Below are 16,864 nucleotides of genomic sequence, written 5' to 3'. Positions count from 1 at the left end.
TGTGGCTCAGACGAAGGCCGCCGGGGTGGTGCTCGCGAGCGGCGCGGGCACCCGGGTCGGCGCCAAGCTCAACAAGGTGTACCTGCCGGTGGCGGGCGAACGGATCGTCGCGTGGTCGCTCGCCGCCTTCGCCCGCGTGCCCGGGATCGACGTGCTCGTGCTGGTCATCCGGCCGCAGGACACCGAACTCGCGCAGGAGGTGCTCGCCGCGCATCCGGGCGAGGTCGAACTCGTCCACGGTGGCGCGACGCGCCAGGGCTCGGAGCTGAACGCCTTGCGACACTTGGCTTCCCGCATCGAGGGCGGCGAGATCGACGCGGTACTGCTGCACGACGCGGCCCGTCCGCTCGTCACGCCGGAACTGATCGCGGACGTCCTCGCCGCCACCCGGCGCCACGGCGGAGCGGTGCCCGGCGTCGCGGCCGACGACATCGTGCGGGTCGACGGCGACACGGTTTCCGGCGCGCTGCCCGGGGCGATCAGGGTGCAGACACCGCAGGGTTTCCGCGCCGCCCCGTTGCTCGAAGCCTACGAAACGGCCGAGCGTGAGGGTTTCGTCGGCACGGACACGTCTTCGTGCATGGAAAGGTTCTCCGCGCTGCCGGTGCGGTGGGTTCCGGGCAGCGCGGAGAACCTCAAGATCACCTACCCGCACGACCTCGTTGTCGCCGAGCAGGTGATCGGCCGAGGTTAGGGATCTCCCTGGTCGGCCTTGGTCGGTATGGCGGGCAGGATCGTGACCGGCCTTCGTGCCTCCATCGGGATCACGCAGTCCGGATGTGGTTGCAGCAGCTGGATCGGCGCGGCGGCGTCGCCGGGCGCCGGGATGGTGAGCACGGCGCGCAGGGTCCAGTCGGCCGTGGAGTGGTACTGCCACGAGACGAGCGCGGGGTGGAAGACGTCCGTGTCCGGGAGCGTCGTGACGCGGAACGCGCTCGCCCGTTCCTCGCCGCGGAGGATGAGGACGTCGGCGCAGGTGTCCCATTGGAAGACCGCGGCACAGACCTCCGGTTCCTCCCGGGGGCCGAAGATGTAGACGACCCACCTGCGTCTTCGAAGCTCTTCGAGCAGTTCGTCGATGCTCAGATGGTTCATCGAGCCCCCCAACGGGTTTCGGGAACTTCTCGGAGAGTAACAGGTGTACTAGAGCACCGTCCAGAATGTGTACTAGTACGTAATAATGGGGTGTGAGCAGGATCCTTGGTGCTCGCCCATTGGTGTGCTAGAACGCTTGTGCGCACCGCGCGACCTTGTGAGGAGTCACCTTGCCCGCCGTCGATCGACCCGAACCGCCGTATCTCCAGATCGCGGGCAACATTCGCGACGACATCGTTTCGGGCAGGCTCAAGGAAGGCGACGCGGTCCCGTCCGCGCGTGAGATAGCCAGGAACTGGAACGTCGCGATGGCGACGGCCATGAAGGTGCTTTCGACGCTGCGCGCCGAAGGTCTGGTGCGCGCGGTACGCGGCGTCGGCACAGTGGTGCAGACCAGGACACTGCACCGCTCCGCGCACGATCGGACGATCTCGATCGCGCGAACCGGCAAGGTCTATCCGCCGGGCCACTACGCGAAAATCCGTGAAGCCGGCCTGCTGCCGGCGCCGGACAGGGTGGCGGGCGCGCTCGGAATCGATGAAGGCGCTCCGGTGATCCGGCGGCGCAGGACCACGTACGCGAGCGAAGGCCGGCCGGTGTCGACGTCGGTCTCGTGGTTCGACGGCGCTGTCGCGTCGAAGGCTCCGTTGCTCTTCGAGCCGGTGCGGATCGTCGAAGGAACGGTCAAGTATGTGGCGGACCGGACAGGCCGGGTTCTGACCTCGACTCATTCTCAGCACGCCGCGGGGCTGGCGGGTGCCGAGGACGCGGCGGAACTCGGCGTGGCCGAAGGTTCGGCGATTCTGTTGAGTCGCAACAGGTTCATGTCCGCCGAGGGTGACGTACTCGAGTACGGCGAATCGGCGGCCTTGCCGGACCACTGGATTTTCTACGAATACAACATCGAGGACGGGGCATGAAGCACATTCACGCGGGTAAGGTCCGGGACCTTTACGAAATCGACGGCGACATTCTGCTCGTCGCCTCGGATCGCGTTTCGGTCTACGACGTCTCGCTGCCGACCCCGATCCCGGACAAAGGCGCGCTGCTGAACCAGCTTTCCGCCTGGTGGTTCGAAAAGATGGCCGACGTGGTGCCGAATCACGTCCTCTCCACGACGGACGTCCCCGCCGAATTCGCCGGCCGCGCCATGCGGTGCAAACCGCTGAAGATGATCCAGGTCGAGTGCATCGCGCGCGGTTATCTCACCGGCCTCGGAATGCGCGAATACCGGCGCGACGGCAAGGTTTCCGGCGTCGAACTGCCCGCCGGTCTCGTCGAGGCGGACAAGCTGCCCGAGCCGATCTTCACGCCGACCACGAAGATCTCCGACACCGGCCACGACGAGTTCATGACCTTCGCCGACGTCGTGAACGAGATCGGCAAGGAGACCGCGGACCGCCTCCGCGAGCTGACGCTGGAGGTCTATACCAAGGGCGCGGAGCACGCGGCGAAGAACGGCATCATCATCGCCGACACCAAGATCGAATTCGGATTCGACGCCGACGGTGTGCTGACGCTCGGGGACGAGGTGCTCACGTCGGACTCGTCGCGGTTCTGGCCCGCCGACGAGTACGAGCCCGGCCGCACACAGCACGCGTTCGACAAGCAGTTCGTCCGCGACTGGTCCACGACCACCGGCTGGGACAAGACGCCGCCCGGGCCGGCCATCCCGGACGAGATCGTCGAGGCGACCCGCAAGCGCTACACCGAGGTCTACGAAAGGATCACCGGGAAGACCTGGATTCCCGGTGGTGGTCATGCCTGAACAGCAGGTCTACGACCCGTACCGGCTGATCGACGACGTCGAGGGCCTGCTGATCCAGCGGGGTCACCGGCCGGAACGGCTCGACGGCCGGACCGGTGACCGGGTCGCCGGCGCGAGCAGGTTGCTGCGGGGCTTGGGCATCGATCCCTTGCGCGCCCCCGGTGACGCCCTCGACCTCGACGGCCAGATCGCGTACCAGTCCCGGGTGCACGGCGACTGACCTCTGTCGCGGTTGGTCGGCTGAATGCGGGAAAAGCGTCCGCATTCAGCCGACAAACCGCGGGGGATCAGGGCGAGCGGGTCAGCGTCGGGTCGGTCTCGGTGACGCCGTCGAGGGCCTCGTCGATCGCGGCGAGCAGATCCGCGTCCAGCTTCACGCCGGCCGCCTTCACGTTCTCGTGCACCTGCTCCGGCCGCGAAGCGCCGATGATCGCCGAGGCGACGTTCGGGTTCTGCAGCACCCACGCCACGGACAGCTGGGCCATCGTCAGGCCCGCCTTGTCGGCGATCGGCTGAAGCCGCTGGACGCGCTCGAGGACGTCGTCGTTGAGGAAGCGGGCGACCATGTTGGCGCCACCCTTCTCGTCGGTCGCGCGGGAGCCCTCGGGCAGCGGCTGACCGGGCTTGTACTTGCCGGTGAGCACGCCCTGTGCGATCGGCGACCAGACGATCTGGCTGAGCCCTTCACGTTCGGACGCCGGGACGACCTGCGCCTCGATGACCCGCCACAGCGCGTTGTACTGCGGCTGGTTCGAGATGAGGGGCACCTTCAGTTCGCGGGCGATCGCCGCGCCCTGGGTGATCTGCTCGGCGGTCCACTCCGAAACGCCGACGTAGAGCACCTTGCCCTGGCGGACGAGGTCGGCGAAGGCGAGGAAGGTCTCTTCGAGCGGGACGGTCCGGTCGAAGCGGTGCGCCTGGTAGAGGTCGACGTAGTCGGTGCCGAGCCGCTTCAGCGAAGCGTGCGCCGACTCCATGATGTGCTTGCGGCCGAGGCCCTGGTCGTTCGGGCCCTTGGGGCCGGTCGGCCAGTAGACCTTGGTGAAGATCTCCAGGCTTTCGCGGCGCAGGCCCTTCAGGCCGCGGCCGAGTACCGATTCGGCGGCCGTGTTCGCGTAGACGTCGGCGGTGTCGAACGTGGTGATGCCCACGTCGAGCGCCGCCTTGATGCAGGCCTGGGCCTGGTCCTCTTCCACCTGGGACCCGTGGGTGAGCCAGTTGCCGTACGAGATCTCACTGACATTGAGGCCGCTGCGGCCGAGTCGTCGAAACTCCATGGACACGACTCTACCCCAGGCCGTTAGCCACGCTAACGACCCGGGTTTCCGCAGATCAGACCTTGTCGCCGGGCTTCACGCGCGGCTTCGGGACCCGCAGCTTGCGGATCTGGCTCGCGCGGATGAAGGAGTACCAGCCGACGGACGTGCCCTTGATCGTCTCGTTCGGGAACTTCAGGCGGACCATCTTCGCGATCCGCCGCCCGCTGAGGAAGCCCTCGACGATCATGCCGAGCAGCATCACGGTGCACAGCAGCGTCGCGTACCGCTGGACCTCGGGGTACGGCAGGATCAGCGCGACGAACACCAGGATCGCCAGCGGCATGAACAGGCCGAGCAGGTTACGCCGCGAGTCGACCAGGTCGCGGATGTAGGCCTTGACCGGGCCGCGGTCACGGGGAAGCAGGTACTTGTCCTCGCCCGCCATCATCCGCTCACGGCGTTCCTTGGCGGCGTTGCGCTGCTTGAGCTTGTACTCCGGGTCGGCCTTCGCGGACTTCCGGAGCTCCTTGTTGCGCTTCATCGCCTCCCGCATGGTGGTCGGCGGGGGCGCCACCGGGCCGCGGCGCTTGGCCTCGGCCTCACGCCGCTTGGGCGTGGCCTTGCCCTTTCCGGGCGTGTACGACTTGGCCTGGACCTCGACGGCCTCGTCGCCGGGGGTCTCGGTGTCCGTCGTGGCGGAGTCTGTGGTGCTACGGCGCAGGAACCTCACCCCACCAGGGTAGTCGCGGGCGTCACGGTCCCACGCACCAGGCCGAGCGATATGTCACCATGGTGGGGAACAGATCGGGACTCCGACGTGTTGGACCATGTGCAAGACGAGTACCCGCAGCGAGTTCGACCAGAGGGAGAACCATGACGACCGCTGAGCAGGCAGCCGCAGCTCAGGCCGAAACCGCCGAGGAGACCCACGGCGTGACGTTGACCGACGCCGCCGCCAGCAAGGCGAAGGCCCTGCTCGAGCAGGAGGGCCGCGACGACATGCACCTGCGCATCGCCGTCCAGCCCGGTGGGTGCGCGGGCCTGCGCTACCAGCTGTTCTTCGACGAGCGCACGCTCGACGGTGACCTGTTCCGTGACTTCGACGGCCTCCGCGTCGCCGTCGACCGGATGAGCGCGCCGTACGTGTCCAGCGCCGTGATCGACTTCGTCGACTCGATCGAGAAGCAGGGCTTCACGATCGACAACCCCAACGCGACCGGAAGCTGCGCCTGCGGCGACAGCTTCCACTGATCCGCGTCGAGGCATGAAGAAGGGCCGCGAACCTCACCCAGGTCGCGGCCCTTCTTCATGCCCGGAACGGGATCAGACGTAGGCGTCCAGATCGGCCACCTGGGCGAGGCACCGCTCGTCCACGGTCCACGGCGGAGCGATCTGCCGGGGCAGGGGCAGGTTCTCGGCCTGGAGGGACGCCGGGATGCCGGCACAGTCGGCGATGAGTTCGCCGATCGATTCCGGTTCGAGGTGATACGTGGAAGTGGTCACGAACGACAAGCTAATGACTCGTGTGCGAGTAGGACACCACTACCAACCGGTAGTGTTGATGGCCGTGCCCGAAGCAACCCGTATGGGGCATGACCTGCGGGTAACTTAGCCGTCCTCGCCTCGGCGGGGCCGACCGACCAAGGAGAACCGGTGGCAGACAACGCCAGGATCGCGGTATCCGGCAGTATCGCAACCGACCACCTCATGCACTTCCCAGGCAGGTTCGCCGAGCAGCTCATCGCCGAGCAGCTGCACCGGGTGTCCCTGAGCTTCCTGGCCGATGACCTCGTCGTCCGGCGGGGCGGGATCGGCGCGAACATCGCCTTCGGGCTCGGTGTGCTGGGCAAGCGCCCGATCCTGGTCGGCGCGGTGGGCTCGGACTTCGCCGACTACCGGTCCTGGCTCGAGCGGCACGGCGTCGACACCGCCGGGGTGCTGGTCTCCGAGGTCGCGCACACCGCCCGCTTCGTCTGCACCACCGACGAGGACCTCTGCCAGATCGCCACCTTCTACGCCGGCGCGATGGCGGAATCCCGCAACATCGAGCTGGAGCCGGTCGCCGCGCACGCCGGTGGGCTGTCGCTCGTGCTGATCAGCCCGGACGACCCCGAAGGCATGGTCCGCCACGCCGAGGAGTGCCGCCAGCGCGGTTACCCCTTCGCCGTCGACCCCTCGCAGCAGCTGGCCCGGATGGACGGCGCGCAGGTGCGTGCCTTCATCGAGGGCGCGAAGTACCTGTTCAGCAACGATTACGAATGGGAACTGCTGCTGCAGAAGACCGGCTGGTCCGAGGCGGACGTCCTCGACCGCGTCGGCATGCGGATCACCACGCTCGGAGAGAAGGGCGTCGAGATCGTCGGCAAGGGCGGCCTCGCGCTGCAGATCGGCGCCGTCCCGGAACGCGGCAAGGTCGACCCGACCGGCGTCGGCGACGGCTTCCGCGCCGGGTTCATCGCCGGTATCGACGGCGGGCTGGGCCTGGAGCGTTCGGCGCAGCTGGGCTCGCTGATCGCCGTGCTGGTGCTGGAGACCGTAGGCACGCAGGAATGGTCCTTCGACCGCGCCGACGTCCTGGGCCGCCTCAAGGAGGCCTTCGGGCCGGAGTCCGCCGAGGAGATCGCGGCGATCCTGCCTGCTTGAGGCTGCGTTATAGCGCGTGAAGGCCCCCTTCCCTCGGCTGAGCCGAGGGAAGGGGGCCTTCACGCGCGATGGGTCAGGATGGCGGCGAGTTCGGCCGGGCGGGACAGCTGCGGACAGTGCCCGGAGTCGATCTCGATCGCGGTGACCCCGAGCCGCTCCCGGGCGGCACGCCGCATCCACTCCGGTTTCAAAGTCCGGTCCCGCGTGGGGACGATCACCGTCGACGGGATCTCCGGCGCGGCCCCGGCGGGATGTCCGGCGAGTACCGCGGGGTTGAACAAGCGCACGCTGTCCAGCGCCCGCCGTTCGGTCTCGGGATCGCAGTCGTGGAAGAGGAATTCCGACGCCTTCGCGGGATCCGCGGCCGGGTCCACGCCGATCCAGTCCGGTTCGAGCACGTCCCGCGCCTCGTCCCGCAGGCTCCGGCCGCCGTCGAAATCGGGGATGTAGGCGGCGACCCACACCATGGCCCGCGCGTCGAGCGCTTCGGCGACCGCGGGGAGCAGCACCCCGGATCCGGAATGGGCGACGACGACCGGGCGCCCGCCGCCGTACTGCTCCCGCACGTGCTGCGCGTAGCCCTCGACCGGCAGCTCCACCGGGGTCAGCAGGTCCACGGCGATCGCGCGGTGCCCGGCGGTGGTGAGCAACTTGACCACGCGGTCCCAGCTCGCCGGGCTCTGCGTCGTGCCGTGCACGAGGACGAAGTCCATCGCTCCATGCTGGCCTCCACCGGATGAACGGTGAAGGCCAGCATCACGAGTCGTGACTAGAGCTTCACCGGGTAGACGGGTTCCGGCACCTCGGGCTTGATGCGGTTCTCGACGAAGATGCCGTGCCACAGCATGAACACCAGCAGCGCCCACAACTGACGACTGCGGTCGAGCTGCCCGGCCTTGTGCTCTTCGAGCAGCGCCAGGACGGCCTTCTTGTCGAGCAGCGCGTCGGTCTGCGAGTCCGAGATGATGCCCTTGGCCCAGTCGTACATCTCGTTGCGCAGCCACAGCCGGATCGGCACCGGGAAGCCCAGCTTGCGCCGGTTCAGCACGTGCCCCGGGATGATCTTCGCCAGCGCCTGGCGCAGCGCGTACTTCGTGGTGCCGTGCGCGAGCTTCTGGTCGAGCGGGATGGTCGAGGCGACCTTGAACACCTCGGCGTCGAGGAACGGCACGCGCAGTTCCAGCGAGTTCGCCATGGTCACCTTGTCGGCCTTGACCAGGATGTCGCCGCGCAGCCAGGTGTAGAGGTCGACGTGCTGCATCCGCGCGACCGGGTCCCAGTTCTCGGAGATCTTGTACCAGGGCGCGGTGACGTCCTTGAAGCCGATCCCCTCCTCGTACGTGCGCAGCACCTTGCGGAGCTGGTCGTCGCGGAAGTTGCGCGCGTTGCCGTAGTAGCGGTCCTCCAACGGCAGCGCCCCGCGCCGCAGCAGGTCCTTGCCACGGGTGCCCTCCGGGATCTTCGTGGAGACCTTGCCGATGATCTTCCGCATCCCGCCGGGGATCTTCTCGAACGGCGCCAGGGAGATCGGCTCGTTGTAGATCGTGTAGCCGCAGAAGAGCTCGTCGGCGCCTTCGCCGGACAGCACCGCCTTGACGTGCTTGCGCGCTTCGCGGGCGATGAACCACAGCGGCACGAGCGCCGGGTCGGCCACCGGGTCGTCGAGGTACCAGACGATGAGCGGCAGCGCCTCCATCATCTCGTCCGCCGACACCGTGCGGACCACGTGCTTCACGCCGATCGCGGCGGCCGATTCGGCGGCGACGTCGACCTCGGAGTAGCCCTCGCGCTCGAATCCGGTGGTGAACGCGATCAGGTTCGGGTTGTGCTCCTTGGCCAGCGTCGCGGTCGCGGTGGAGTCGATACCGCCGGAGAGGAACGCGCCGACCGTGACGTCCGGGTCGGAGATCATGTGCTTGCCGACCGAGTCGCGCATCACATCGGCGATGCGCTCGTACAGCTCGTCGGCCTCGGCCTGGCTGTTGACCGGCTTGGCGTTGAACTGCGGGTGGAAGTAGCGCGTGAACTCGACGTCGCCGCCGGGGACGACCCGGAACGACGTGCCGGACTCGACCCGGCGGACGCCGGTGTGCATCGACTCGGGCTCCGGCACGTACTGCAGCACCAGGTAGTGCTGCAGGGCCGTCTTGTCCAGCTCGTCCTCGACACCGAGCACGCTCGAAAGCTCCAGCAGGCTCTTCTTCTCGCTGGAGAAGGCGACCTTGCCGGGGCCGGCGGAGTAGAACAGCGGCTTGATGCCGAACGGGTCGCGCGCGCCGAAGACGACCTTCTCCTGGGAGTCCCAGATCATGAAGGCGAACATCCCGCGCAGCTTCTTCACCGCGTCGTCGCCGAGGTAGTGGTACGCCGCGACGATCGCCTCGCCGTCACCCTCTGTGGCGAATTTCGCACCGTGCTCGGCGGCCAGCTCGTCGCGCAGCTCTTTGTAGTTGTAGATCTCGCCGTTGAAGTTCAGCGTGTAGCGCTCGGGGGCCTCCGGCGGACCCCAGATCAGCGGCTGGTGGGCGTGGTCGACGTCGATGAAGGCCAGCCGGTTGAAGCCGTAGACCACCTCGGCGTCGGCCCAGGTGTCGTGCTCGTCGGGGCCGCGGTGCCGCTGGCAGCGCATGGCCGCGTCGACGGCGTCACGGGCGCTCGCAGCGTCGGCTTCGGTCGAACAGATCAGTCCAAGCAGGCCGCACACGTCTAGTTCACACACCTCTTGTTGGCCGAGCGGGGAGAAGGGCCCAGTATGCCGGTGGGTGTGTACACCCGGATGTGGTGGGGGATACGCGTGTTGTGGTCACCCCTTGGTCAGCGCGGCGCCGCAACTCGGCTAGGCTCCGCCTGTCACGAAGATCGGTCGAGGAGGCTCTGGGTGAAAGGGCAAGGCGCAGTGGGAAATCCAGAGCGCACCCCAGTCAAGCGGTCTGGTCGCGTCGTCGCGCTCGCCGTGCTGGTGATGCTGACTGCGACGGGCTGTTCCGGGGAAGAGATCCTCCGCTTCGGCTGGCCTGCCGGGGTGACCCCGCAGTCGCACGACATGCGCACGCTGTGGACGTGGACCGTCATCGCCGCACTGGTCGTCGGCGCCATCGTCTGGGCGCTGATCTTCTGGACCGCGATCTTCCACCGCAAGAAGAAGACCGCCGACGGCGCGGAGGAGGAACTGCCCCGTCAGTTCCAGTACAACATCCCGCTGGAGATCTTCACGGTCGTCGTCCCGACGATCATGGTCTGCGTGCTGTTCTTCTTCACCGCGACCACCGAGAACCGCGTGCTCGCCGAGACGGAGAACCCGGACGTCACGGTCGACATCGTCGCGTTCCAGTGGAACTGGGAGTTCAAGTACAAGAGCGACTCCAAGAACCACGACGACCCCGAGATCACCACGGTCGGCAGCTCGACCGAGATCCCGCTGCTCGTCCTGCCGACGAACAAGACGATCCAGTACAACCTGCGGTCGGCCGACGTCATCCACTCGTTCTGGGTGCCGGAGTTCCACTTCAAGCGGGACGTCATGCCGGACCCGGAGAAGAACAACCAGGACTTCACCTTCCAGAACTCGATCGACAAGGAAGGGTCGTTCGTCGGCCGCTGCGCCGAACTGTGCGGCACCTACCACTCGGGGATGAACTTCGAGGTCAGGGCGCTCTCGCCGGACAAGTACGCGCAGTACATCCAGCTCCGCGGCACGGTGAACCCGAAGAGCGGCAAGCCGAACACCGCCTCCGAGGCGCTGACGGCGATGAACTGCGGCGAGCTGTGCTCGCCCTACGCCGTCACCACCACCCCGTTCAACACCGACCGCACCGCGCGGGTCGCGTCCAACTGACCCGGCTGTTCGAGCCCGAAACAGGAGTGAGGCAACGTCCATGAAGGTCGAAGGACGGATTTTCTTCCTCGTCGCGGTCTTCTCCGTCGTCGTGGCGGGTATCTACGCGTACATGACCGGAACGATGACCCGGGACGGCGTCGAGCCGGTCGGTGTGGTGGCCCTGATCCTCACCGGTGGCCTGGCCTTCCTGGCCGGGAGCTACCTGCAGTTCGTGGCGCGGCGCATCGAGCCGCGGCCGGAGGACCGGGAAGACGCCGAGATCAGCGACGGCGCCGGTGAGCTGGGCTTCTTCAGCCCCGGCAGCTACTGGCCGGTCGGTCTCGCGGCGGCCGCCGCGCTGACCGGTGTCGCGCTCGCGTTCTTCCACGTCTGGCTGCTGATCATCGCGCTGGGCCTGGTGATCGTCGCCATCGGCGGGCTGGTGTTCGAGTACCACACGGGCCCGAACCACGAGTGACGTCTTGACGCCGAAACGGCGCCCCGCTCCCTGTGGAGCCGGGCGCCGTTTTCGCGTGGTGTGGTGGTCCGTGAAGGCCTCAAGGGTCAAAGTTCCCCTCATCCGCCCCCGGCACCACACCCTTGAGTCGGAAGTACGTGAAGGCCCCCTTCATTGCGCTAGACGCAATGAAGGGGGCCTTCACGTACTTCCGAAACGGCACTCACGACCCGCTGGCCCGAGCGGCCACCGCCCTCTCAAGCGCCGGCGCGGGCTTGGGTGCTCGCTTCGGGGCCAGCGCGGCGGCCAGGACGGCGAGCATCCCGAGGCCCTCCGGCCACGTCGGCCGGTGCCCGTAGGCGAGGACGTCCACCACCACCGCGACCACCGGATAGACGTAGGACAGCAGCGCCACCGTCGTGGTCGGCAGCTTGCCGATGCTCGCGTACATCAGGACGTACATCAGCGCGGTGTGCACCGTCCCGAGCAGGATCAGCCACAGCAGGCCCGAGGTATCCGTGGGCAGCGGAGTGACGAGCAGGGCGGGTGCGAGCACGATCGTGCCGGTCACCAGCTGGACGGCCGCCAGGACGTGCGGGCGGACGTGCTTGAGCTGCTTCGCGACGAAGGAGGCGCCGGCGTACAGCGCGGCCGCGCCGAGGGCGAGCGCGATCCCTTCCAGGCGGACGGGTTTCCCGTCGGCGCCGTGCGCGGAAAGCGAGATGAGCGTCACCCCGCCGAACGCGATCAGCGCCCGGACCAGCTGGCTCTTCGCCATCTTCTCGCCGAGGAACGCCGCCGCGAGACCGACCAGCATGAGCGGTTGCGTGTGGTACACGACGGTGCTGACCCCGATCGACGACAGCGAGTACGAGGCGAACAGCAGGACCCAGTTCCCGACCAGGAACAGCCCGCCGAGGACGGCGAGCAGCAGGTCGCGGCGGCTGAGCGTCCACGGGCGGAGCCAGCCCCGGGCCGCGCTCCACACCAGGAGCAGCAGGCCGCCGACGAGGCTCCTCGCGAACGCAACGGCGGGCGCCTCTGCGCCGCTTTCGAGGACGACGGCGCCGATCGTGCCGGAGAGTGCCATCGCGGCGGTCCACTGCAACACGGGGTTGTTCTTGTTCATGGCGACCACTTTCGGCCTTGGGGCCGCGTTCAACCAGTGTCAGAGATGACATCGACCGCAAAACTTGTGACACACTGCCGGGATGGATGTGAAGAAGGTCGCGGTGGTGCTCGCCGACCAGGTCTCGCCGTTCGAACTCGGCGTCGCGTGCGAGGTCTTCGGCACCGATCGCAGCGCCGACGGAATCGAGGGCTGGGACTTCGCGGTCTGCTCGCCCGGTGGTGAGAACGTCCTGAGCTGGTCCGGCTTCGGGCTGGATGGCCTGGAGAGCCTGGACTTCGCGGCGTCGGCGGACCTGCTGATCGTGCCGACCTGCGCGCCGCGCAGCGCGAGCCCACCGGAGCCGGTGCTCGAAGTCCTGCGTGACGCGGCGAGCCGGGGCGCCTGGGTCGCGGGTTTCTGCGCTGGTGTCTTCTCCCTCGGGTACGCGGGGCTGCTCGACGGGCGCAACTGCACCGTCCACTGGGTCTACGAGCAGGAGTTCCGGTCGCGTTTCCCGACGGCGAAGGTCGACCCGAAGGCGTTGTACGTCGACGACGGCGGCGTCCTCACGAGCGCGGGAACCGTCGCCGCCGTCGACCTGTGCCTGCACCTGGTGCGGGAATTGCGCGGTGTCGCGGCGGCCACCACGCTGGCCAGGCGGATGGTCGCGGCGCCGCATCGGGTCGGTGGTCAGGCGCAGTTCGTGCAGGCGCCGGTACCCGAGACCGCCGCGCCGGACGACACCGTGCTCGCCGAAGCGCTCGAATGGATCGAACGTCGCCTCGACCAGCCGTTCACCGTCGCGGAACTCGCCAGGCGCAGCGGCTTGGGGGAGCGCACGTTCCTGCGCCGGTTCTCGGCGGCCACCGGGACGACGCCGCACCGATGGCTCACCGAACGCCGTCTCGACCGTGCGCAGTCCTTGCTCGAAGAAGGCCGTCTGTCCATTGAGGACATAGCACTCGCCTGTGGTTACGCGTCCGCCGCGGCGCTGCGGCATCAGTTCGGCAAGCTGCGCGGGACCAGCCCGAGTGCTTACCGCAGAACGTTTTCCGCCGGCTAGAGCTCCTGCCCCACGGTGACATGGACGTGGTCGGGGACCTCGTCGTGCCGGTCGCCGACGGTGAGCGTGCCGGTCGGCTCGAACAGCAGCAGCGAGGCACCGTCCACTGAGGACGGTTTGTGGAAGGTGCCGCGCGGGACGACGAACACGGCGCCGCGGGGGAGCGTGACGACCCGTTCGCCCGTGTCCTCGCGCAACGCGATGTCGAGCGTGCCGTCGAGGACGAGGAAGAACTCGTCGGTGTTCTCGTGGACGTGCCAGACGTGCTCGCCCGCGACCTTGGCGAGACGGACGTCGTAATCGTTGACGTTGGCGACGATCCGCGGGCTCCAGATCTCGTCGAAGCCGGCCAGCGCGGTGTCCAGATCGATCGGTTGCTTGCTCATGATCCGATCCTGGCCGCTGGACCACCGGAGCGGTGAGTGCTAGGAATCGCATATGTCGCATGATTCCTCGCACAAGGTCGCCGTCCTGGTCGACGAAGGATCCAATCCCTTCGAAATGGGCGTCGCGACCGAGCTGTTCGGCCTGCGGCGGCCGGAGCTGGGCAGGCCCTGGTACGGCTTCACCCTGTGCGCCGCCGAGCCGTCCGTGCGCATGCACCTGGGCATGTTCACACTCACCGGGGTCGCCGGGCTCGAAGCCGTGGAGACCGCGGACACGGTGATCGTGCCCAACCGGCCCGATCCGGAGACCCCGGCCAAGGCGTCGGTGCTGAGGGCCGTCCGGGCCGCGTCCGAGCGGGGTGCCCGGTTGGTGAGCTTCTGCACCGGCGCCTTCACCCTCGCGCAGGCCGGTGTCCTGGACGGACGGCGCGCGACGACCCATTGGAAGTGGGCGGGGCTCTTCCGCGAGCTGTATCCCGAAGTACTGCTGGAGCCCGACGTCCTCTTCGTCGACGACGGCGACGTCCTGACCGCGGCGGGCAGCGCGGCCGCGCTCGATCTGGGACTGCACCTGATCAGCCGTGACCACGGCGCCGAGATCGCCAACGCGGTGAGCAGGCGGCTGGTGTTCGCCGGACATCGCGACGGCGGCCAGCGGCAGTTCGTCGAGCGTCCGCTGCCGCCGGTGCCGGACACCTCGCTGGCTCCGGTGCTCGCCTGGGCGCGGGAACGGCTCGACCGTCCGCTCACCGTCGCCGACCTCGCCGCGCGGGCGGCGGCGAGCCAGGCGACGCTGCACCGGCGGTTCCGCGCCGAACTGGGGACGACGCCGCTGGCGTGGCTCACCACGGAGCGGATCGCGCTGGCGTGCCGGCTTATCGAGCGCGGGGAGCAGCGGCTGGACCTGGTGGCGCGGGCGTCGGGGTTCGGTACCGCCGCGAACCTGCGTACGCAGCTTCGGCGGGCCACGGGGCTGACGCCTACGGCTTACCGGGCGCGCTTCAGTACCGCCTCGTGAGTGGTCAGGACGGTCAGGGCCAAGGGTGTCTTAGGTACCTACTGAAGGTGGCGACCAGACGGACTACACGATCGCCGCCTCAGCCTCGGCAACACCACCAGGCCCAGCAGTCACAGCGGTCGCGCGTAAAGGCCCCCTTCCCTCGGCTCAGCCGAGGAAACTCGCCCTTCACACCTCCCCCAGTACATGAAGGCCCCCTTCCTTGCGCCTAGGTACAGGAAGGGGGCCTTCATGTACGGGGGGCAAGGGCGGCGGTGAGTGGTGGGCAGAGTCTCGTGAGTGGTCAGGCGAAGGCGATCCACCGGTTCAGCAGGTCGGCCGCCGCACCGGAGTCGATGGCCGACGCCGCCCGCGCGAACCCGGCCGCCAGATCGTCTTCCAGCGACCCCGAGAACCCGGTGAAGGCCGCCAGCGCGGCCGCCGAATTGAGCAGCACCGCGTCCCGGACCGGCCCGGTCTTCCCGGCCATCACCTGACGGAACACCTCGGCGTTGTGCGCCGCGTCGCCACCGCGCAGGTCCTCCGCGGTCACCCGGGGGAGGTCCAGCGACGCGGGATCGAAGCTCCGCTCGGTGATCTCGCCGCCGGAGACCACCCACACCGAACTCGTGGTCGTGGTCGTGAGCTCGTCCAGCCCGTCGTCGCCGCGTACGAGCAGCACGGTCATGCCGCGCCGCGCGAACACCTCGGCCAGCACACGGGTCTTGTCCTCGTACGCGCAGCCGATCAGCGAACTGCGCGGCTGCGCCGGGTTGGTCAGCGGGCCGAGCAGGTTGAACGTCGTCGGCACGCCGAGCTCGCCGCGGGTCGGCCCGGCGTGACGCAGGGCGGGATGGAACTTCGGCGCGAAGCAGAAGCCGATGCCCAGTTCGTTCACGCTGCGCTGGACCGTCTCTGGCGGCAGGTCGATGGTGACGCCCAGCTCCTCCAGCACGTCGGCCGCGCCGGACTTCGACGAAGCGCTCCGGTTGCCGTGCTTGGCCACCGGCGCGCCCGCGGCGGCCGTCACCACCGTGGCCATGGTGGAGATGTTGACCGAATTGGACCGGTCGCCGCCGGTGCCGACGATGTCGACCGACGGCCTGTCGATCGTCACCCGCCTGGCGTGCGCCAGCATGGCGTCGGCCATCCCGGAGATCTCCGCCGGTGTCTCACCCTTCGCGCGCAGCGCGACGGCGAACCCGGCGATCTGGGAGGGCGTCGCCGCCCCGCTCATGATCTGGTCCATCGCCCACGCGGTGTCCTCTTCGGACAGGTCCGCGCGCGCGATGAGCTGGTTGAGCAGGGACGGCCAGGTCTTGGCTGCCGAGCCCATCGGCTCAGCCGTGCACGGCCGGCACCCGCCGGGCGCGCAGCACGTCGGCGACGGTTTCGGCGGCGGTCAGCGGGTCGAGCGGGTGGACCAGCACCGCGTCGGCCTGCGACCAGGTCGCGAGCCAGCGGTCGTCCTTGCGCCGCACCGACACCACGATCGGCGGGCAGTTCTCGATCTCGTTCTTCAGCTGACGGGTCAGCCCGATGCCGCCGGTCGGCTGCGCCTCGCCGTCGAGGATGGCGAGGTCCACGTTGCCCGCGTCCATCTCGACGAGGACCTCGGAGATGCCGGACGCCTCGGTGTAGTCCACCCGGCCGAGGTCGGCGGCGGGCCTGCGGCCGACGGCGTTGATGATCGCCTCGCGCACCTCCGCCTTGTGGCTGAACACCAGGATCCGCATCGCCTGCTCGCCCATGAGCGCGCCTCCGCCTCGTCTAGTCATGTCGACCCCGCGATGTTATCCGCCATGACCGACATCACGTGGACCACCCGACGGCTGGAGCGCGTCCCACCCCAGCGAATCCCCGCCGAGCCGCTGCGCGAGGCCCGCCATCCGTGACCGTTCCTGGGCGCAGTGCAGTGCGTCGAGGGTCTGCACCCGCACCGCGTGCGCGAGGGCGAAATCGCCTTCGTGGCCCTGTTCTCGCAGCTCCCAGCCGTCCTGGGCGAGGATCGAGGCCGCCTCCGCCACCTTTTCGGGCGGCAGCTTCAAGTGATGGCGCAGGATCGCGGGCGCTTCGGCGACCCAAGCGGGTGATCTGGCCAACGCCGAGGAATCCGCCTCGGCGGGGTCGAAGGCCTCCACGACGATCTCCACGCCGGGCGTGTCGACCGTCAGGCCTGGAAGCTTCGGCTTCTTGACCAGGTCACGAAGCCGATCTAGTAAACCCATGAGTAGCCCTGTTCCCACTTTCGTTCAGATGTGACCCGAC

General features: G+C 68.4%; 21 protein-coding genes. 10 read left to right on the top strand and 11 right to left on the bottom strand.

Annotation, left to right across the window (positions count from 1 at the left end):
* Nucleotides 1–25: 25 nt before the first annotated feature.
* Nucleotides 26–694 (top strand): IspD/TarI family cytidylyltransferase, encoded by a 669-nt coding sequence (locus ACZ1DY_RS30655; RefSeq protein WP_465485732.1) that lies wholly within the window; start codon nucleotides 26–28, stop codon nucleotides 692–694.
* Here the strand turns inward: ACZ1DY_RS30655 and ACZ1DY_RS30650 are convergent.
* Nucleotides 691–1,095 (bottom strand): hypothetical protein, encoded by a 405-nt coding sequence (locus tag ACZ1DY_RS30650; protein ID WP_465481723.1) that lies wholly within the window; start codon nucleotides 1,093–1,095, stop codon nucleotides 691–693. The genes ACZ1DY_RS30655 and ACZ1DY_RS30650 overlap by 4 nt on opposite strands.
* Nucleotides 1,096–1,265: 170 nt before the next feature.
* On the opposite strand from ACZ1DY_RS30650, the gene ACZ1DY_RS30645 reads away from it, so the two are divergent.
* Genes ACZ1DY_RS30645 through ACZ1DY_RS30635 form a run of 3 tightly spaced genes read left to right on the top strand, consistent with a single transcriptional unit; the run spans nucleotide 1,266 to nucleotide 3,083 of the window.
* Nucleotides 1,266–2,015, top strand: coding sequence for a GntR family transcriptional regulator (locus tag ACZ1DY_RS30645; protein ID WP_192741087.1), 750 nt, complete (start codon nucleotides 1,266–1,268; stop codon nucleotides 2,013–2,015).
* Nucleotides 2,012–2,863 carry a phosphoribosylaminoimidazolesuccinocarboxamide synthase gene (locus ACZ1DY_RS30640; RefSeq protein ID WP_034321413.1) on the top strand — a complete coding sequence of 284 codons (852 nt, stop codon included), beginning with the start codon at nucleotides 2,012–2,014 and terminating at the stop codon, nucleotides 2,861–2,863. Before ACZ1DY_RS30645 ends, ACZ1DY_RS30640 begins: the two co-directional genes overlap by 4 nt.
* Nucleotides 2,856–3,083 (top strand): hypothetical protein, encoded by a 228-nt coding sequence (locus ACZ1DY_RS30635; protein ID WP_039795309.1) that lies wholly within the window; start codon nucleotides 2,856–2,858, stop codon nucleotides 3,081–3,083. Before ACZ1DY_RS30640 ends, ACZ1DY_RS30635 begins: the two co-directional genes overlap by 8 nt.
* Nucleotides 3,084–3,150: 67 nt before the next feature.
* Here the strand turns inward: ACZ1DY_RS30635 and ACZ1DY_RS30630 are convergent, their stop codons facing one another.
* Together ACZ1DY_RS30630 and ACZ1DY_RS30625 are read right to left on the bottom strand one after the other, a co-directional pair.
* Entirely contained in the window at nucleotides 3,151–4,140 is a 990-nt protein-coding gene (locus ACZ1DY_RS30630; protein ID WP_257485323.1) for an aldo/keto reductase family protein, read from the bottom strand.
* Between the two features lie 55 nt (nucleotides 4,141–4,195).
* Nucleotides 4,196–4,852: a DUF3043 domain-containing protein gene (locus ACZ1DY_RS30625; RefSeq protein ID WP_126733787.1), complete on the bottom strand. Its 657-nt coding sequence runs from the start codon at nucleotides 4,850–4,852 to the stop codon at nucleotides 4,196–4,198.
* A 143-nt stretch (nucleotides 4,853–4,995) separates the two neighbouring features.
* Between ACZ1DY_RS30625 and ACZ1DY_RS30620 the strand changes: the two genes are divergently transcribed.
* Entirely contained in the window at nucleotides 4,996–5,373 is a 378-nt protein-coding gene (locus ACZ1DY_RS30620; protein WP_016336060.1) for a HesB/IscA family protein, read from the top strand.
* A 72-nt stretch (nucleotides 5,374–5,445) separates the two neighbouring features.
* Here the strand turns inward: ACZ1DY_RS30620 and ACZ1DY_RS30615 are convergent, their stop codons facing one another.
* A complete protein-coding gene (locus tag ACZ1DY_RS30615) occupies nucleotides 5,446–5,634 on the bottom strand; it encodes a hypothetical protein (RefSeq protein WP_126733786.1) in 189 nt (62 codons plus the stop codon).
* Between the two features lie 141 nt (nucleotides 5,635–5,775).
* On the opposite strand from ACZ1DY_RS30615, the gene ACZ1DY_RS30610 reads away from it, so the two are divergent.
* Complete coding sequence (locus ACZ1DY_RS30610) at nucleotides 5,776–6,765, top strand: carbohydrate kinase family protein (protein WP_257485326.1); 990 nt, start codon at nucleotides 5,776–5,778, stop codon at nucleotides 6,763–6,765.
* 59 nt (nucleotides 6,766–6,824) lie between these two features.
* On the opposite strand, the gene ACZ1DY_RS30605 is transcribed toward ACZ1DY_RS30610, so the two are convergent.
* Nucleotides 6,825–7,478 (bottom strand): alpha/beta fold hydrolase, encoded by a 654-nt coding sequence (locus tag ACZ1DY_RS30605; RefSeq protein ID WP_465481722.1) that lies wholly within the window; start codon nucleotides 7,476–7,478, stop codon nucleotides 6,825–6,827.
* Between the two features lie 56 nt (nucleotides 7,479–7,534).
* Complete coding sequence (gene asnB / locus ACZ1DY_RS30600) at nucleotides 7,535–9,469, bottom strand: asparagine synthase (glutamine-hydrolyzing) (protein WP_465481721.1); 1,935 nt, start codon at nucleotides 9,467–9,469, stop codon at nucleotides 7,535–7,537.
* 192 nt (nucleotides 9,470–9,661) lie between these two features.
* On the opposite strand from asnB, the gene ctaC reads away from it, so the two are divergent.
* Both ctaC and ACZ1DY_RS30590 read left to right on the top strand, forming a co-directional pair.
* Nucleotides 9,662–10,600: an aa3-type cytochrome oxidase subunit II gene (gene ctaC / locus ACZ1DY_RS30595; RefSeq protein WP_371878829.1), complete on the top strand. Its 939-nt coding sequence runs from the start codon at nucleotides 9,662–9,664 to the stop codon at nucleotides 10,598–10,600.
* 40 nt (nucleotides 10,601–10,640) lie between these two features.
* Nucleotides 10,641–11,060 (top strand): cytochrome c oxidase subunit 4, encoded by a 420-nt coding sequence (locus ACZ1DY_RS30590; RefSeq protein WP_126733782.1) that lies wholly within the window; start codon nucleotides 10,641–10,643, stop codon nucleotides 11,058–11,060.
* Nucleotides 11,061–11,262: 202 nt separating this feature from the next.
* Here the strand turns inward: ACZ1DY_RS30590 and ACZ1DY_RS30585 are convergent, their stop codons facing one another.
* Nucleotides 11,263–12,168, bottom strand: coding sequence for a DMT family transporter (locus tag ACZ1DY_RS30585; RefSeq protein WP_465481720.1), 906 nt, complete (start codon nucleotides 12,166–12,168; stop codon nucleotides 11,263–11,265).
* 82 nt (nucleotides 12,169–12,250) lie between these two features.
* Here ACZ1DY_RS30585 and ACZ1DY_RS30580 point away from each other — a divergent pair, with 82 nt between their 5' ends.
* Complete coding sequence (locus ACZ1DY_RS30580; protein WP_465481719.1) at nucleotides 12,251–13,213, top strand: GlxA family transcriptional regulator; 963 nt, start codon at nucleotides 12,251–12,253, stop codon at nucleotides 13,211–13,213.
* Here ACZ1DY_RS30580 and ACZ1DY_RS30575 read toward each other — a convergent pair.
* Entirely contained in the window at nucleotides 13,210–13,599 is a 390-nt protein-coding gene (locus ACZ1DY_RS30575; protein WP_465481718.1) for a cupin domain-containing protein, read from the bottom strand. The genes ACZ1DY_RS30580 and ACZ1DY_RS30575 overlap by 4 nt on opposite strands.
* A 52-nt stretch (nucleotides 13,600–13,651) precedes the next feature.
* On the opposite strand from ACZ1DY_RS30575, the gene ACZ1DY_RS30570 reads away from it, so the two are divergent.
* Nucleotides 13,652–14,617 (top strand): helix-turn-helix domain-containing protein, encoded by a 966-nt coding sequence (locus ACZ1DY_RS30570; protein ID WP_465481717.1) that lies wholly within the window; start codon nucleotides 13,652–13,654, stop codon nucleotides 14,615–14,617.
* A 283-nt stretch (nucleotides 14,618–14,900) separates the two neighbouring features.
* On the opposite strand, the gene trpD is transcribed toward ACZ1DY_RS30570, so the two are convergent.
* The 3 genes from trpD to ACZ1DY_RS30555 are packed head-to-tail and all read right to left on the bottom strand — an operon-like array spanning nucleotide 14,901 to nucleotide 16,824.
* Nucleotides 14,901–15,932, bottom strand: a complete 1,032-nt coding sequence (gene trpD, locus ACZ1DY_RS30565; RefSeq protein ID WP_126733778.1) for an anthranilate phosphoribosyltransferase — start codon at nucleotides 15,930–15,932, stop codon at nucleotides 14,901–14,903.
* A 4-nt stretch (nucleotides 15,933–15,936) separates the two neighbouring features.
* Complete coding sequence (locus ACZ1DY_RS30560; RefSeq protein ID WP_257489924.1) at nucleotides 15,937–16,347, bottom strand: hypothetical protein; 411 nt, start codon at nucleotides 16,345–16,347, stop codon at nucleotides 15,937–15,939.
* 42 nt (nucleotides 16,348–16,389) lie between these two features.
* Entirely contained in the window at nucleotides 16,390–16,824 is a 435-nt protein-coding gene (locus tag ACZ1DY_RS30555) for a hypothetical protein (RefSeq protein ID WP_465481716.1), read from the bottom strand.
* Nucleotides 16,825–16,864: the final 40 nt, after the last annotated feature.

This window comes from Amycolatopsis sp. PSD-21 (assembly GCF_055561455.1).
The sequence above is the reverse complement of the archived record's forward strand: the minus strand, read 5'-3'. Positions and strand labels throughout refer to the sequence as shown.

Excerpts from the sequence above, each read along its gene's own strand:
- ACZ1DY_RS30650 (WP_465481723.1), bottom strand. The coding sequence starts at position 1,095 with ATGAACCATCTGAGCATCGACGAACTGCTCGAAGAGCTTCGAAGACGC.
- ACZ1DY_RS30640 (WP_034321413.1), top strand. The coding sequence starts at position 2,012 with ATGAAGCACATTCACGCGGGTAAGGTCCGGGACCTTTACGAAATCGAC.
- ACZ1DY_RS30635 (WP_039795309.1), top strand. The coding sequence starts at position 2,856 with ATGCCTGAACAGCAGGTCTACGACCCGTACCGGCTGATCGACGACGTC.
- ACZ1DY_RS30630 (WP_257485323.1), bottom strand. The coding sequence starts at position 4,140 with ATGGAGTTTCGACGACTCGGCCGCAGCGGCCTCAATGTCAGTGAGATC.
- ACZ1DY_RS30620 (WP_016336060.1), top strand. The coding sequence starts at position 4,996 with ATGACGACCGCTGAGCAGGCAGCCGCAGCTCAGGCCGAAACCGCCGAG.
- ACZ1DY_RS30605 (WP_465481722.1), bottom strand. The coding sequence starts at position 7,478 with ATGGACTTCGTCCTCGTGCACGGCACGACGCAGAGCCCGGCGAGCTGG.
- ACZ1DY_RS30590 (WP_126733782.1), top strand. The coding sequence starts at position 10,641 with ATGAAGGTCGAAGGACGGATTTTCTTCCTCGTCGCGGTCTTCTCCGTC.
- ACZ1DY_RS30585 (WP_465481720.1), bottom strand. The coding sequence starts at position 12,168 with ATGAACAAGAACAACCCCGTGTTGCAGTGGACCGCCGCGATGGCACTC.
- ACZ1DY_RS30580 (WP_465481719.1), top strand. The coding sequence starts at position 12,251 with ATGGATGTGAAGAAGGTCGCGGTGGTGCTCGCCGACCAGGTCTCGCCG.
- ACZ1DY_RS30575 (WP_465481718.1), bottom strand. The coding sequence starts at position 13,599 with ATGAGCAAGCAACCGATCGATCTGGACACCGCGCTGGCCGGCTTCGAC.
- ACZ1DY_RS30570 (WP_465481717.1), top strand. The coding sequence starts at position 13,652 with ATGTCGCATGATTCCTCGCACAAGGTCGCCGTCCTGGTCGACGAAGGA.
- trpD (WP_126733778.1), bottom strand. The coding sequence starts at position 15,932 with ATGGGCTCGGCAGCCAAGACCTGGCCGTCCCTGCTCAACCAGCTCATC.
- ACZ1DY_RS30560 (WP_257489924.1), bottom strand. The coding sequence starts at position 16,347 with ATGGGCGAGCAGGCGATGCGGATCCTGGTGTTCAGCCACAAGGCGGAG.
- ACZ1DY_RS30555 (WP_465481716.1), bottom strand. The coding sequence starts at position 16,824 with ATGGGTTTACTAGATCGGCTTCGTGACCTGGTCAAGAAGCCGAAGCTT.